This window comes from Streptomyces ruber, assembly GCF_014648075.1.
Taxonomy (GTDB): domain Bacteria; phylum Actinomycetota; class Actinomycetes; order Streptomycetales; family Streptomycetaceae; genus Streptomyces; species Streptomyces ruber.
Window position 1 is genome coordinate 1 of record NZ_BMQK01000027.1, and the last position, 15,202, is coordinate 15,202.

General features: G+C 72.5%; 11 protein-coding genes and 1 riboswitch. Of the genes, 6 read left to right on the forward strand and 5 right to left on the reverse strand.

Going from position 1 to position 15,202, the window contains the following annotated elements; genetic code table 11:
- Nucleotides 1–4,619: thioester reductase domain-containing protein (locus tag IEZ04_RS32530; RefSeq protein WP_189220592.1), on the forward strand; the 4,619-nt coding region annotated here is incomplete at its 5' end.
- Between the two features lie 75 nt (nucleotides 4,620–4,694).
- On the opposite strand, the gene IEZ04_RS32535 is transcribed toward IEZ04_RS32530, so the two are convergent.
- Nucleotides 4,695–5,306 carry a TetR/AcrR family transcriptional regulator gene (locus IEZ04_RS32535; protein WP_189220593.1) on the reverse strand — a complete coding sequence of 204 codons (612 nt, stop codon included), beginning with the start codon at nucleotides 5,304–5,306 and terminating at the stop codon, nucleotides 4,695–4,697.
- A 176-nt stretch (nucleotides 5,307–5,482) separates the two neighbouring features.
- Between IEZ04_RS32535 and IEZ04_RS32540 the strand changes: the two genes are divergently transcribed.
- Nucleotides 5,483–6,355 (forward strand): NAD(P)-dependent oxidoreductase, encoded by an 873-nt coding sequence (locus tag IEZ04_RS32540; RefSeq protein WP_189220594.1) that lies wholly within the window; start codon nucleotides 5,483–5,485, stop codon nucleotides 6,353–6,355.
- 117 nt (nucleotides 6,356–6,472) lie between these two features.
- On the opposite strand, the gene IEZ04_RS32545 is transcribed toward IEZ04_RS32540, so the two are convergent.
- Together IEZ04_RS32545 and IEZ04_RS32550 are read right to left on the reverse strand one after the other, a co-directional pair.
- Nucleotides 6,473–7,900: a flavin monoamine oxidase family protein gene (locus tag IEZ04_RS32545; RefSeq protein ID WP_189220595.1), complete on the reverse strand. Its 1,428-nt coding sequence runs from the start codon at nucleotides 7,898–7,900 to the stop codon at nucleotides 6,473–6,475.
- 724 nt (nucleotides 7,901–8,624) lie between these two features.
- Nucleotides 8,625–9,770: an acyl-CoA dehydrogenase family protein gene (locus tag IEZ04_RS32550; RefSeq protein ID WP_308429849.1), complete on the reverse strand. Its 1,146-nt coding sequence runs from the start codon at nucleotides 9,768–9,770 to the stop codon at nucleotides 8,625–8,627.
- Nucleotides 9,771–10,166: 396 nt separating this feature from the next.
- On the opposite strand from IEZ04_RS32550, the gene IEZ04_RS32555 reads away from it, so the two are divergent.
- The 3 genes from IEZ04_RS32555 (at nucleotide 10,167) to IEZ04_RS32565 (ending at nucleotide 12,231) form a co-directional block, all read left to right on the forward strand.
- Nucleotides 10,167–10,730 carry a snapalysin family zinc-dependent metalloprotease gene (locus tag IEZ04_RS32555; protein ID WP_189220597.1) on the forward strand — a complete coding sequence of 188 codons (564 nt, stop codon included), beginning with the start codon at nucleotides 10,167–10,169 and terminating at the stop codon, nucleotides 10,728–10,730.
- Nucleotides 10,731–10,923: 193 nt separating this feature from the next.
- A complete protein-coding gene (locus tag IEZ04_RS32560) occupies nucleotides 10,924–11,145 on the forward strand; it encodes a hypothetical protein (RefSeq protein WP_189220598.1) in 222 nt (73 codons plus the stop codon).
- Nucleotides 11,146–11,397: 252 nt separating this feature from the next.
- Nucleotides 11,398–12,231 (forward strand): ABC transporter ATP-binding protein, encoded by an 834-nt coding sequence (locus tag IEZ04_RS32565; RefSeq protein WP_189220599.1) that lies wholly within the window; start codon nucleotides 11,398–11,400, stop codon nucleotides 12,229–12,231.
- A gap of 117 nt (nucleotides 12,232–12,348) precedes the next feature.
- Here the strand turns inward: IEZ04_RS32565 and IEZ04_RS32570 are convergent, their stop codons facing one another.
- Complete coding sequence (locus IEZ04_RS32570) at nucleotides 12,349–12,543, reverse strand: antitoxin (RefSeq protein WP_189220600.1); 195 nt, start codon at nucleotides 12,541–12,543, stop codon at nucleotides 12,349–12,351.
- 118 nt (nucleotides 12,544–12,661) lie between these two features.
- Nucleotides 12,662–12,789: riboswitch (cobalamin riboswitch) on the forward strand.
- 62 nt (nucleotides 12,790–12,851) lie between these two features.
- Here IEZ04_RS32570 and IEZ04_RS32575 point away from each other — a divergent pair.
- The gene (locus IEZ04_RS32575; protein WP_229821428.1) at nucleotides 12,852–13,259 is read left to right on the forward strand and encodes a (2Fe-2S) ferredoxin domain-containing protein; all 408 of its coding nucleotides are present in this window, start codon (nucleotides 12,852–12,854) and stop codon (nucleotides 13,257–13,259) included.
- A 463-nt stretch (nucleotides 13,260–13,722) separates the two neighbouring features.
- On the opposite strand, the gene IEZ04_RS32580 is transcribed toward IEZ04_RS32575, so the two are convergent.
- A complete protein-coding gene (locus tag IEZ04_RS32580; RefSeq protein WP_189220601.1) occupies nucleotides 13,723–14,793 on the reverse strand; it encodes a glycoside hydrolase family 43 protein in 1,071 nt (356 codons plus the stop codon).
- Nucleotides 14,794–15,202 lie beyond the last annotated feature (409 nt).

The following is a 15,202-nucleotide window of genomic DNA, read 5'->3' on the forward strand; positions in this document are numbered from 1 at the left end:
CGCAGCCGGCTCTGTTCGCGTTCGAGGTGGCGTTGTTCCGGTTGCTGGAGTCGTTCGGGGTACGGCCCGACCTGCTGGCCGGGCACTCGATCGGCGAACTCGCCGCCGCCCACGTCGCCGGCGTCCTCGACCTCCCCGACGCCGCCTGGCTCGTCTCGCAGCGCGCCCGGCTGATGCAGGCGCTGCCCCGCGGCGGCGCGATGGTGGCCGTCCAGGCGACGGAGTCGGAGGTCGCCCCGCTGCTGGCCGGCCGGGAGCACGAAGCGGGCATCGCGGCCGTCAACGGCCCCTCCTCCGTGGTGCTGTCCGGCGACGAGGCGGCCGTCGAGGAGACCGCCGGGCACTTCCGGGCCCAGGGCCGCCGGACCAGCCGGCTGAGGGTGTCGCACGCGTTCCACTCGCCGCACATGGACGGGATGCTGGAGGAGTTCCGCACGGCGGCCAAGCGGATCACGTACCACGCCCCGGCCCTCCCGGTGGTCTCCACCCTGACCGGCCGGATCGCCACCGGGGACGAGCTGCGCTCCGCCGACTACTGGGCGGAACAGGTGCGGGGCGCCGTCCGGTTCGCCGACGCCGTCCGCACCCTCCACGAGGAGGGCGCCACGACCTTCGTCGAGACCGGGCCCGACGGGGTGCTCACCGCGCTCGTCCAGGGCGTCCTCACGGACCGGCCGGGCACCACCGCCATCGCCCTGCTCCGCCGTGACCGTCCCGAGCCCGGCACCCTGGCGGCCGGACTCGGACGGCTGCACGCGACCCCGGCGCGCCCCGACTGGTCCGCGTACTTCGCCGGGACCGGCGCCCGCCGGGTGCAGCTGCCCACCTACGCCTTCCAGCACCAGCGGTACTGGGTGGACACCCCCGAACCGCGCGCGGACGCCTCCGACCTCGGCCTCAGGCCCGCCGAGCACCCGCTGCTGGGCGCCGCCCTGCTGCTGGACGAGCGCGACGAGGCGGTCTTCACCAGCCGGCTGTCGCTGCGCACCCACCCCTGGCTGGCCGAGCACACCGTGGACGGCACGCCCGTGCTCCCGGCCGCCGCGCTCGTCGAGCTGGCGATCCAGGCGGGCGACGAGTTCGGCTGCACCACCCTGGACGACCTCACCGCCGAAGCGCCCCTGGCCCTCCCCGCCGACGCGGGCGTGCACCTGCGCGTCACGGTCGGGGCGTCCGACGCCTCCGGGCGGCGGCAGCTCGCCGTCCACTCCCGGCCCGACGACACCGGCGCCTCCTGGGTCCGCCACGCCCACGGCCTGCTGAGCGCCGCCCCGCTCGTCGCGCCCCCGGCGCCGGAGACCACGCCGTGGCCGCCGGCGGACGCGCGGGCGCTGCCCGTGGACGACGTCCGTACGCGCCTCGCGGCGGCCGGCACGGTCCACGGCCCGGCGTACGAGGGCCTCACCGGTCTGTGGGAGCGCGACGGCGAACTGTTCGCCGAGATCGCCCTGTCCGGCACGGCGGCGGAGCAGGCCGGCGCGTACGGGCTGCACCCCGCACTGCTGCACACGGCGCTCCAGCCGCTGCTGCCGGCCGACCGCGCGGCGACGGCCGCCCGGTGGCGCGGCGTACGCCTGCACGCCACGCACGCCACCGCCGTCCGCGCGCACCTCGCCCCGGCCGATGACGGGGGCACGTTCGCGGTCCGCCTCCTCGACGCGGCCGGCCGGCCCGTCGCCGAGGCCGACGCCGTGACCGTACGGCCGCTGTCCGCGGGCGAGGTGGCCACCGCGCGCCTCCGCCCCCACGACGCGCTGTTCGCGACGGACTGGACGCCGGCCGCCGTCCCGCCGGACGCCGGCCGGAACACCCGCTGGGCCGTGCTCGACGCCGCCGCCGGACCGGACACGCCCGCCTACGCGACCGTGGCGGAGGCCGCCGCCGCGATCGGCGCGGGAGCGCCCGTCGACGCGGTACGGGTCCGGCTGGCCTCCGCCCGCGCGGACACCGGCAGCCCGGCGTCGGTCCGGGACACCACCGGCCGGGCGCTGGAACTCGCCCGCGAGTGGCTCGCCGAGGACACCCTGTCCGACGTCCCCCTGGTGGTCCTGACCTCCGGCGCCACGACGGCGGCGGACGGCGACGACATCACCGACCTGGGCGCCGCGGCGGCCTGGGGACTGCTCCGCTCGGCACAGTCCGAGGCACCCGGCCGCATCGTCCTGGTCGACCTGCCGTCCGGCACCGGAGACGTCACGGACGCCGCCGCACCGGCACTGCTGTCCGGCCTGCTCGCCACCGGCGAGACCCAGGCGGCCCTGCGCCACGGCACGGCGCTGCTGCCCCGCCTCACCCGCGTCCGCCCCGAGGCCACCGGCCACGACCCGGTCTGGGACCCGGAGGGCACGGTACTGATCACCGGCGGCACCGGTTCGCTCGGCGCCCTGTTCGCACAGCACCTCGTGACCGCGTACGGCGTGCGGCACCTGCTCCTGGTCAGCCGCCGGGGCCGGCAGGCCCCCGGCGTCGACGAGCTGACGGCCGGGCTGACCGCCCTGGGCGCCACCGTCACGGTCGAGGCGTGCGACGTCTCCGACCGCGCGGACCTCGCGGCCGTACTGGCACGGGTACCGCGCGAGCACCCGCTGACCGGCGTCGTCCACACCGCGGGCGTCCTGGACGACGGGCTCGTCACCGCGCAGAACGCCGAGCGGCTGGACGCCGTCCTGCGGCCCAAGGCCGACGCCGCGTGGCACCTGCACGAGCTGACCCGCTTCGAGAACCTGACCGCCTTCGTCCTGTTCTCGTCCGTCGCCGGCGTGATCGGCGGCCCCGGCCAGTCCACCTACGCCGCCGCCAACAGCTTCCTCGACGGCCTCGCCCGGCACCGCGCCGCGCACGGACTGCCCGCGACCTCCCTCGCCTGGGGCCTGTGGGCGCAGACCACCGGCCTGACCGGCGACCTCACCGAGACCGACCTGCGGCGCATCGCCCGCAGCGGCTTCCGCCCCGTACCCACCGAACAGGGCCCCGCCCTGCTCGACCTCGCACTGCGCCTCGGCCAGCCCGCGCCCGTCGCCACCCCGCTGGACGAGGCGGCGCTGCGCGCGCAGCCGCAGGTACCCACGGTGCTGCGCTCCCTGATCCGCACCCCGCAGCGCGCCGTCGCCCGTACCGCGGCCGACGACGGCACCGGTCTCGCCGAACAGCTCACCGGCCTGGAGAAGCCGGAGCAGCGCAAGGTGGTGCTGACCGCGCTCCTGGACGCCATGGGCGACGTGCTCGGCCACGGCGGCGGCCGGGACCTCGACCCCGGACAGCCCTTCGCCCAGCTCGGTTTCGACTCGCTCACCTCGGTGGAGCTGCGCGGCCGCCTCGCCGCCCTGACCGGTCTGCGGCTGCCCGCCACCCTGGTCTTCGACCACCCCACCCCGGGCGACCTGGCCGACCGGCTGCTCACCGACCTCCTGGGCACGGACGGCGGCACCGGCGACGCCACGGCCCCGGCCGGCGTCGACTTCGCGGCGGACATCCGCCTCGCCGACGACATCCGGCCCGCCGCCGAGACCGTCGCCCCCACCGCCGATCCCCGGGAGGTCCTGCTGACGGGAGCGAGCGGCTTCCTCGGCGCGTTCCTGCTGCGCGACCTGATGCGCACCACCACGGCCCGCGTCCACTGCCTGGTGCGGGGAGCGGACGCGGCGGCCGCGTACGACCGGCTGCGCACGAGCCTCACGTGGTACCGCGTCTGGGACGACATCGACCCCGGCCGGCTCACCGTGCTGGCGGGCGACCTCGCCGAGGAGGGACTCGGCCTGGACCCGGACGTCTACGACGCGCTCGCCCGCACCGTCGACGTGGTCTACCACGCGGGCGCGACGGTCCACTGGCTGCACCCGTACACGGCGCTGCGCGCGGCCAACGTCCGCGGCACCGAGGAGATCCTGCGGCTGGCCGCCCGCCACCGCACGGTGCCCGTCCACTACGTGTCGACGGTCGGCGTCTTCAACGGGTCCCGGGAACCCGGCGTCCCGCTGAAGGTGACCGACCCCACCGGCCCGGCCGAGGCGCTGCCCAGCGGCTACCTGCAGAGCAAGTGGGTCGCCGAACAGCTCGTCGGCCTGGCCCGGGAGAGGGGCCTGCCCGTCTCCGTCTACCGGGTGGACGTCATCTCGGGCGACCGGGACAACGGCGCCTGCCAGACCCGCGACTTCGTGTGGCTCAGCCTGAAGGGGCTGCTCCAGGCGGGGGCCGTGCCGGCCGGCGTCGAGGGCCGCTTCCACCTGCTGCCCGTCGACTACGTCAGCGCGGCCATCATCGGGATCGCCGGCCGGCCGGAGGAGATCGGCGGCACGTACCACCTCTTCAACAGGGACTCGCTGAGCCTGGCCGACTGCGTCTCCCAGCTGCGCCGCATGGGCTACTCCCTGCGCGAGGTGGACCGGGAGGAGTGGAGCGACGCCGTACGGGCCGACCGCACCAACGCCCTCCTGCCCCTCCTGCACGCCTTCGAGCTGATGACCTCGGACACGGACGCGTTCTACCCGCCCCTGGACACCGGTGAGACGGAGGCGGCGCTGTCCGGCACGGGCATCGAGTGCCCACCGCTGACCGCGGAACTCTTCGCCCGCTACGTCGACTTCTTCGTCGAGGAGGGCCACTTCCCGCCGGCCGCCTGACGGACCGCGCGTACGGAGCGCATACGGAAGGGGGCGTCCCGCCGGGACGCCCCCTTCGCCGTGTCGTGCGCCGGTCTACGAGCGGGCCCTGATGAGCTGCGCCATGCTGCGTCCCGTGGTCAGCAGCGGCTCCTCGCTGCGGAAGACCTGCGAGCTCACCTCGGCGCCCTCCAGGGCGGACAGCACGGTGCAGGCCAGCTCCTCGGCGTCCTCGTCGCCGAAGCCGCTGTCACGGAACTTGACGGCCAGCACCTCCTGCCAGTTCCGCAGCGCCTCGGAGCAGGCCTGCTGGATGGGGGGAGTGCGGCCGAGGGTCTCCAGGGCCGTCGCCGTCACCGGGCAGCCGTCGGCCCAGTCCGACTCGCGCAGTGCGGTGGCGAGCACACGGGCACAGTTCTCCACCGCGTCGGCGGGGTCGTCGGAGCCGGCCAGCCCGGCGCTCAGCATGTCGGCGAACTCCCGGTCGCCGTACTGGATCGCGGCGACGGCCAGCTCTTCCTTCCCGCCGGGGAAGAAGTGGTAGACGGAGCCGAGGGTCGCCCCGGCCTCCTGGGCGATCAGCTTGATGCCCGTGCCCTCGTACCCCTGGCGCTGGAAGAGCCGCGACGCGGCCCGCACCACGCGCTCACGCGTGCCGATACCGGCCTCCGCGGGTGAGGTGCTCACGTCCTGCGTCTTCGTCTTCATGCGAACAATCTACTCGGTAGAGCGATCGTTCTAAAAGCCTGCTACATTGATTCCTGGATAGAGCGCTCGTTCTAGTGAGGCGAGCCGGTCGCCGTGTCGCTGCTCCTCTTCATTCCCCTGCCTGGAGCGGCGGCGGGGCGGTACCCCACGACGTGGACTACGCAAGGAGAGCTCCAATGAGCAAGAAGTCGTTGACGCTCATCGGTCTGGGCCCGATGGGCCAGGCGATGGTGAACACCTACCTGGACAACGGCTACGACGTGACCGTCTGGAACCGGACCGCCAGCAAGGCCGAGCCGCTGGTCGCCCGCGGTGCCGTACTTGCGCCCACCGTCGAGGAGGCCCTGGCGGCCAACGAGCTGATCGTGCTCAGCCTCACGGACTACGACGCGGTCTACGCGATCCTCGAGCCGGTCGCGGACCACCTGTCCGGCAAGGTCATCGCCAACCTCACCTCCGACACCCCCGAGAAGGCCCGCGAGGCCTTCAAGTGGGCGGCCAAGCACGGTGCGCAGCACATCACCGGTGGTGTGCAGGTCCCGCCGCCGCTGATCGGCAAGCCCGAGTCCTCCACCTACTACAGCGGCCCCAAGGACGCCTTCGACACCCACGAGGAGGCGCTGAAGGTCCTGACCAACGCCGACTACCGCGGTGAGGACGCCGGTCTGGCCGCGATGTACTACCAGGCCCAGATGACCATCTTCTGGACCTCGATGCTCAGCTTCTACCAGGCCCTCGCGCTGGCCCAGGCCAACGGTGTCGCGGCGAAGGACATGGTGCCCTACGCCGAGATGCAGTTCGCGATGATGCCGCACTTCCTGGGGCTGTACGCGCAGCACGTCGACTCCGCCTCCTACCCGGGTGACGTCGACCGCCTGGCGATGGGCGCGGCCAGCATCGACCACGTCACGCACACGCACGCGGACGCCGGTGTGAACACCACCCTGATGGAGGCCGTCTCCAAGATCTTCCACGCGGGCATGGACAAGGGCTTCGCCGAGAACAGCTTCTCGAGCCTCATCGAGATCCTCAAGAAGCAGGCGGGCTGAGACGGCCGGGTCCGGTCCCCGGGGGTGCGGCCCCGGGGACCGGACCCGGTACCCGTGTACGTCTCATCGGCACCGGCGGGTGCCGATGAGACGTGCGGCGTGCTGGCCGACGGAACGTCAGACCAGCTCGGCGGCCTGCCCGGCCGCCCGGAAGCCGGACTCGATCGCACCCTCGATGAAGGCGCCGTGCCAGCCCTTGGCGATGTCGCCGCCCGCGAACAGGATCCGCCCGTGCGGCTCCTCGATCGCGGGGAACAGCCCGAGGAGCTGGTCGGGCCGGCGCAGACCCCAGCCGCCGCCGGTGTACTGCTGCTTGGCCCATTCCATCGCCCGGTACTCCAGGACGGTGGACCCGGGCAGCAGCTGCTGGACCGCCGACTTGAAGGCGCTCGCGTTGCCGACGTTGAGCGACGGGCCGGTGAAGGCGACGTACAGACGGCCCTTCGAGGTCTTCACCTGCGGCACCATCATCAGGATGGGGGAGCCCTCGCCCGCCTGGGCGACCGACGGCGGGGTGTTGCCCTGGACGTGCACCCACACCTTGGTGGCGTGCGGGATGCCGATGCCCTCGGTGGTGGCCCGCTGGTGGGCGGTCGGCAGACCCGGGTTGAAGGTGATGTTCTTCCACACGTTGGTGGGGATGGCGACGACCACCGCGGGCGCCTTGAAGGTGGCTCCCGACGTGGTCTCGACGGTGACGACCCCGCCCGACTCGGTCACCTTCTTGACCGGGGAGTTCAGCCGGATGTCGGCCTTGGACTCGGCGAGCATCTTCTGCAGCACCGCGATCATGCCGCCCTCGGGGCGCAGGCTCATGGTGGTCGTGTAGTCGCCGTACGTACCGCCGGCGAGCTGGATCCACTGGGCCATGGCGGTGAGCGCGCCCAGGCTGCTCGGGCCGCCGGAGTACACCGACGTCTCGCTGTTCAGCCACTGCTTCTCGGTGGGCGACAGCGACAGCTGGCCGAGCCGGTCGGCCAGCGACAGCGGGTCCACCGACTTCAGGAGGTCCGCGCGGTACAGCGGGTCGTAGGGCCGCTCGAAGTAGTTCTCCGAGCCGGAGTAGAACTCACCCCAGAGCTGGTCGAGAGTGGTCACGGCGTCCGAGGGGTTCAGGGTCTGGAAACCCTGGTCGCCGGGGAGGATGAACTGCTCCGGGACGACGTCCTCGTAGAAGCTGATGCCGTAGCGCTGGAGCTCCTTGTGGATCAGGGGCTGCTGCGGTCCCAGCCAGCCGGCGCCGATCTCGACCTCGGCCCCGGCGTAGGTGGAGGTGAACACCCGCCCGCCGATCCGGTTCTGGGCCTCGAGGACGAGTGGCTTCAGGCCCTTGAGGGCGAGCTCTCTCGCCACGGTGCCGCCCGCGTACCCGGCGCCGATGATGATGACGTCCGCCGATTCGGTCGTCGCGGCCGCCCGGGCCGTGCCCGTGGTGGCCGACAGGAGCGTGGCGCCCACCGCCGTCGCGCCGGCGGCCTTGAGCAGGCTGCGGCGGCCGAGACGGCCTTCGGCCGGAAGGCTGGACTGAGTGCGACGGAAAGACATGTGAAGTACTCCACTCACTGTTGATTGTCGGGTCCTCGCCAGTAGGCTGAGGAATGCATGCCGAATTCAGCGGGCACACGGCATCGGCCGGTCACGGCCGGGTTGTGGTCCGCGCACCGGCATATGGCGCAGAAGCACACCGGGACGAACCCCGTCAGTTCGTCGCGTACGGTGCCGACGGCTTGTGTGCCGGCCTTCTGCGGGCAGGGCGGGTGCCAAGTGAGGTCCGCGCGGTCATTCCCCCGGGAAGCGGCGCGGAAGGCGATGGGAAACGGGCGTCACGTCATGTGCGGGAGGCCGCACTGCCTCCGGACGGGACCGCCGCGTGAGAAGCGATCGTCTGCTGTGTCGGGATGCCCCCGCATCATTCTGGTCATGTTCGTTCCCCCCGTGCAGACCTCGGCGTAAAACGTCCTTGTTCTCCTCCGCCGAGGTGTTGTCCAGAACTGTAGGGGGGCCGCGTCACCGGGTGGACTATTTCCGCCCATGGCTCGGTAATTCTCCGCACATTCAGGTTTCGCGCGAATACTCTGCGGGAAGTCGGCCGTACTCTCCGGGGTCGGTGACGGTGAAACCGGCGGCGGCGTGCCCCGAAACGTCCGGCGAAAGCACGAATGCCCCCGGCTGAAGAGCCGGGGGCGCTCATGGGCGTACCGGGGAACCGGGACACGGGCGGAACGCGCCCCGGTGGAACGGAAGAGGGCGGGGCGCGGTCCGCGGCCGGTCAGATGTAATCCGTACCGGGCTCCAGGCCGAGAAGGACCCGGCCGTGCGCCTCGAGCGAGCTGACCGGGGTCAGCAGGCCGTGCAGGGAGAGCGCGACGATGTCCCGGTAGGCGCGCTGGAACGCGTTGCTCCGGGCGATCGTCGAGGCGGAGCTGATGTTGTACAGCGTCTCGACGGCCTCCTTCGTGGTCTGCACGACGTAGCCGACCTGGCCGCGGACGGCCGCCTTGGCCTCGACGGTCATCTTCTCGCCCGCGTCCTCCGCGCCCTGCATGCTCTCCAGCCAGGTCCGCTGGAGCGCCTCGCACGCGGCGATCTTGTTGGCGGCCGTCGCCAGCTGCACCCAGGTGTGGGGGTGCCGGCTCTGGTCCGTCCACTCGGTGTAGGTGATCTTCTTGCCGGGGAGCCGCTCGACGAAGAGGTCGAGGGCGGCCTTCGCCAGCCCGATGTACACCGGCGCGCAGGTCGCCAGGATGTAGCTGGTGAGGTTGTAATTGCGGCCGTTGACGTTCTCGTTCCACCGGTCACCGGTGGATGCGTCGTACACCCTTCCGTCCACCACGCGGTGGGCCGGCACGAATACGTCCTTGACGGTCGACGTGACGCTTCCCGTGCCCGCCGCACCGAAAGTGTCCCAGTCGTCGGCGACGGAGACATCGGAGATCGGGACGATCGCGAAGAGCTCCTCGTGCCCACCGTCCGGCGTTTCCACCATGGCCGCGCATATGTTCCACTCGGCCCCGCGGACACCGGTGTTGAAACGCCAGGTGCCGTTCAGGACGTATCCGCCGTCGGTCGGCGTCAGTGTTCCGGTGGGCGTGAAACCACCGGAGACCCGTACGGACCCGTTGGCGAAGATCTCCTCCTGCGCCTTGTCCGGATACAGGCTCACGATCCAGGCGCTGGACATCCATACGGAGGCGACCCAGCCGGTCGAACCGCAGCTGCGGGCGATCTCGGTCAGCACCTCGGCCTGGTCGGCCGCGGAAAGGTCGAGCCCGCCGAAACGCTCGGGAACCGCGACACGGAAGACACCCGCGTCCTCGAGCAGTTCGATGCTTTCCTTCGGAATCCAGCGCTCGGACTCGGCGGTGGCGCTGTTCTGCCGCAGCTTGGGAGAGATCTTGCCGATGGCATCCAGCACTGCCGAGAGTTTCGACTGGGATTCTTCCAGGGACGCAGTCATACTGCCTTCTCCCATCCTCACCATGTGTCGTCACATGTGTCGTCGATCGAGGTCGGCGATTTCTCGGGAAACAGCCGCGGCCACCTTATCGGCGATACGTACGAGGCCCTTCCGCGTTCCGGTCACGCCACGGTCATCGGGCCTTCACGGGGTGCTGGGGAATTTCCCGTTACCGGATGATGGGTGCAATATGCCTGCGTTTCTCGTGTGCGCGGCGGTCCGTCGGTGTGGCCGGCCGGGCGCCGCCTCGGGACACCGGCCGCGCCGATTGACGGATTGGCGGCCGACGGCCATGGGCAGAGTGCCCCCCAGTACGTGACATGCGCACGCCACCTTCCCCACAGGAGGTCGACCATGTACGCACGCACCATCGCCCATGGCGTCACCGCCGCCCTCGCGGTGGCCTTCACCCTGGCCGGCAGCCAGGCCCACGCGGCCCCGGCAGGCTCCGGCGACCAGCCCCTCGCGGCCCGTGTCGTCACCTACGACGCCAGTGCCTCGGCGGAGTTCAGGTCCGCCGTCGACCGGGGCGCGGCGATCTGGAACGCCAGCGTGACCGGCGTCCAACTGCGTCCGGTCACCACCGGGCAACGCGCCAACATCCGCATCCTGGCCGACAACGGCTGGCCCCGGGCCCTGACCACCTCGCTAGGCAACGGAACCGTCTACATCGGACGGCAGGCGGTCGACCAGGGCTACGACACGGTCCGTATCTCGTCGCACGAACTCGGCCACATCCTGGGCCTGCCGGACCGCAAGCCCGGCCCCTGCACGAGCCTGATGTCGGGTTCCAGCGCGGGCGTGTCGTGCACGAACCCGTACCCGAACACGGCCGAGAAGGCCGAGGTCGAGGGCAACTTCGGCGCCGCGGCCGCCCGTCCGGCGGGCGCTCCGCGCACCGTGCTGACTGTGGACTGAGCCATGGCGGTGTGCGGGGTCGGCCCGGTCCCGCACACCGCCACCGCCCGCAGGGGCCGAAAGGAGCCGCCGGTCCCGTGCACGCCGTTCAGCCGGCGTCGCGCGTGGCGTCGACCCCCTCGCGGTCGGCGCCGGCGGTGCGCAGGCCCGCCGGCAGGGCGCGTCGGCCGGCTCCGACACGCTCGCGCATCACGTGGTCGGCGCTGTCGCCGTCCTCGTGCCCGAGCCGGTGCAGCGGCCCGCCCCGCCCCTGTGGGTCGCCGTCCACCACCCCGGCTCGCGCCACTTCGCGACGGCGGCCCAGGGGCGCAACCTCATGGTCACCCCGTTGACGAAGGGCGACGAGGAAGTGGTCGACCTCACGGGCGAGTCCGACACCGCGGTGGCCGTCCCGAGGCGCCCCGGCCGGAGCTGACGGTGCCGCGGCACACCCGCATCCACCCCCTCCGGGACCCGCCCGACGGCCGGCGTCCGGCCGGGGAGGCCATCGACCGCTTCCGCCGCGCCTTCGACGCCCGGTCGGCACCGGGACCACTCACGAGCCGCCGAGCGGCCGTGGACGCCGATGCCGCCGACGGGAGCCGTCCAGGGGGTGGACACCCGGGGAACAAGGTGCGTATTGCATCTACTCTGCCCGTGTGTCCCGCGTGCGGAAAGGGGTCCGGACATGACCGAGAAGCCGACCGAACCGACGCCGAGCGGCCAGGACGTGGTCGTGGCCCTCCACGACGTCGGTGTGCGCCGCCACACCGGCGACCGGGCCATCCTCTCCGATGTCGACTGGACGGTACGGGCGGGGGAGCACTGGGCCCTGCTCGGAGCCAACGGCGCCGGCAAGACCACCCTGCTCCGGCTGCTGGGCGCCCTGATGCATCCGACGTCCGGGAGCGTGGAGATACTGGGCTGCCGGCTCGGCCGGGTCGACGTACGCGACCTGCGCGCCCGCATCGGCCATGTCACCTCCGCCCAGCGCGTACCGCAGGACGCCGTCGCGCACACCGTCGTCCTGACCGGCCACAGCGGCACGGTGCAACCGCTGTGGCGGACGTACGACGACGAGGTGCGGCAGCGCGCCCACGCGCTCCTCGCGGAGCTGGAGATCAAGGAGTTGGCGGACCGGCCCTACGGGGTGTGCTCCGGCGGGCAGCGGGCGCGCATCCTGATCGCCAGGGCGCTGATGGCCGCACCGTCCCTGCTGCTCCTCGACGAGCCGTTCAACGCGCTGGACCTGCCCTCCCGCGAGGACCTGGTCGAGGCGCTGCAGCGGCTGGCCGGGAGCCGCCCGGAACTGGCCACCGTGACGGTGACACACCATCTGGAGGAACTGTCCCCGGCGGTCGGCCACGCGCTGCTCCTGCGCGAGGGGCGGGTCCTCGCCGGCGGACCGGTCGACGAGGTGCTCACCGGCCCGCGGCTGACGGAGTGTTTCGGCCGTCCTGTCACCGTGGTGCGCCACGAGGGCCGGTGGGCGGCCTACTCCGGCCGCCTCTCGGCCGGCTGAGCCCCCCCTCATGCACCCTTCACCCGGGGCGGGAACACCGCAGGGCCCCTTGGTGCGCGGCACCAAGGGGCCCTGGCTCGGGTATGTGCGAAATACGAGGGACGGGGACTCGGGAGGTCAGCGGTCCGTCGTGGAATTGCTGCCGTAGGAGCGACGTGCCGCGTCGGCGGCCTTGTCCGTCTGGGCGTCGTACTTGTCGCCCGTGCGCTCGTCGACCATCCGCTCCGCGCCCTCGACGCCCTTGTCGGCCTGCTCCGGGTGGCCCTTCGCCATCTCCTTGGCCTTGTTCGCCATGTCTCCGAGCTTGCCCATGGGTTACCTCCCGCACTAGCGCTTACGTTGTACTCCACCGCAGGTACCCCGCACGCCTCGCCCAATTCACCCCGACCTGCGCGGGCTAGGATGGGCGAGGACAAGGCGACGGCGGTCCGAGGAAGCCGGTGTGAATCCGGCGCGGTCCCGCCACTGTGATCGGCGAGCGAGCCCCGTACACGACCACTGCCCGGGCGACCGGGTGGGAAGGCCGGGGTGAGCGTCGACCCGAGAGCCAGGAGACTCACGCGGTCGCCTCCTCGACGAACCCCCGGGGCGGATCTCCCCGGAGAGAGGAACGGTGCGGCATGCCCGCGAGCGCGAGGCCGGCCGACGAGGCATCGGAGGACATCGCCGGCACGACACCCGATCCGGTGCCGTGCCGGGTCGTCGTGTGCCGGGACTGCTGCTGCGGCAGCCCGAAGGTGACCGGCGTCGACCACGCCGCGCAGACCGCCCGGCTGCGGGCCGAGGTGCCCGTACGCGTCTCGGCCTGCCTGGACGTGTGCGAACAGGCCAACGTCATCGTCGTCCAGCCGTCCGCCGCGGGCCGGGCCGCAGGTGCCCGGCCCGTCTGGCTGGGGCTGGTCAACGACCCGGACGCGACGGAGGACATCATCGCCTGGGCGCGCGCCGGCGGGCCCGGCGTCGTGCCCCGGCCGGAGATACTCGACCTGTACGCCATCACCCCACCGCGGCGGAACGCGGCTTCCTGACGACTCACCCTGGTGGATCAAGGACGGCGTGGTGGCGTCCCGGACGGCGGTCCGCGCCCCCGCGGCCCCGCGGACCGCCCGTGAGGGGCCGCCTCCGGCGGCGGTGACGACACGCCGCAGTGCAGCCCGTACCCGGGGCGGGCCCCGGCGCGCTCCGTGCCCGCGCCGGCGGCCGGGGCGTGCGCCGTCGTCCAGGCGACGGCGGCCCCGCCACCAGCAGCCCCGCACAGACCGGCACGGCCGGGCGCAAGGCGGCGGCGAACTCCCCCGGCATGCGGCAGGACTCGGCCCCGTACCGGTCAGCGACGGCAGCGCCGCCACGGCGACGAGGCCCGCCGCGCGGGCGGCCGCGTTGCTGGTGCCGCCGGCCGGTCCGGCCCTGCCGGTCCCCACCGAGGCCGGCACGGTCGAGGTCAGCGGCGCGACCGGGGTGACCATGCCGAGGCCCATGACGACCGTGGGGCTACTCGAAGAACTTGAGGCTCCAGCCGGTGTCCTTGGTGGCGCCCGGGACGTTGGCGCGGCTGTAGGTGGTGTTGCCCCACCAGGTGAACGTGCCGGTGTACCAGTGCCGGTTCTCCCACGTGTACGGCGTGCCCTTCGGAACCGCGTGGAACATCGAGGGGAACCTCGGGCCGGCGGGCGGGCTCGTGCCGATGTCGCCGTCGAGCAGGACGAAGGTGTGGTGGCCGGGGCCGTTGACGTGCAGGGTCGGGTCCCAGCCGGACATCATCGTGTCGCGGTTCGAGCCGAACAGGCAGCCGTTCGACTTGTACCAGTCCCACACGTACGTCGGGTCGCCGCCGGCCCGCAGCCTCAGGTCGGCCAGGCAGTACTGGTCGCTCCAGCTGCCGTTGGCGGAGTACACGATGTGCAGCTGCCCGTTCGGGTCCTTGATGGCCTCGGGGGCCTCGTTGATGTACGGGTTGCCGACCACCCGCTCCCAGCCCTCGCGCGGCTGCGAGATGACGTACCGTGCGCCGGTCGGGGTGGTCGGGCTGCTCATCCGGGCGATGTAGAGGTTCTGCTCCACGTTGGTGTCCCCGGCCCAGCCCGACCAGACGAACCAGCGCTGCCCGTTAAAGGTGAACAGGGTGCCGTCGATGGCCCACTTGTCGTCCGGCAGGGCCAGCTTGGTCTCGGTGGTGTAGCCGCTGTCCGGGCTGGCGGAGCTGATGACGTACATGCGGTGGGCCGCTCCGACGCCGGCCGCGAAGTAGATGTAGTAACGGCCGCCGTCCCGCACGATCTCCGGCGCCCAGACCTCACCGAGCTTCCGGGCGTCCCGCCAGACCTGCCGGGCGGGCGCCGAGGCGAGGGCGGCCGTCGACGGAGCCTGCCGCACGGCGATCCCGTCACCGGTCGACTGCACCGAGATGTAGGTACCGCCGACCCGGAGCACACTCGGGTCCGCGGCCCGCATACCGGTCTGCTCGGCCTGGGCGGGCCCGGCGGACACCAGGGACATCACCGCGGCGAGGACGCCGGACAGCAGGAAGGCGGCGGCGCCGGACAGACAACGAGGTGGCTTCATGTTCCCGTTCCATGGTCGGCCTCCGTTTCGACGCCGGGCCGACGGCGCACCGCCGGTGTGGGAACGGCGTCCGGTCGGGACCGCGTCGGAGGAGGCGGTGGGGCGGTCCCGGCCGTCCAGCATCCCGGCCTTCGACTCCGGCCGAGCGTTACATCGATGGAAACGACGCCCCCAGCATTGCGATGCGTCCTGCACATGTCAACGAGTTCGCCGACGTCGCCGTCACGCCGTCCCCGCAGGTGGACCCAGGTGGACCCAGGTGGACAAGCGGGGGCAGGAGCACTGTCCGCGCCGTGGCCGCCGGTTGACGCCTTCCGATGACGGCGCGGCGCCGTCGGCCGGCTGTTCCGCCTCACGCACCGCAACAAGCGCCCGGTGACCCCGGACCTGCGCACGGACGAAGGCCGCC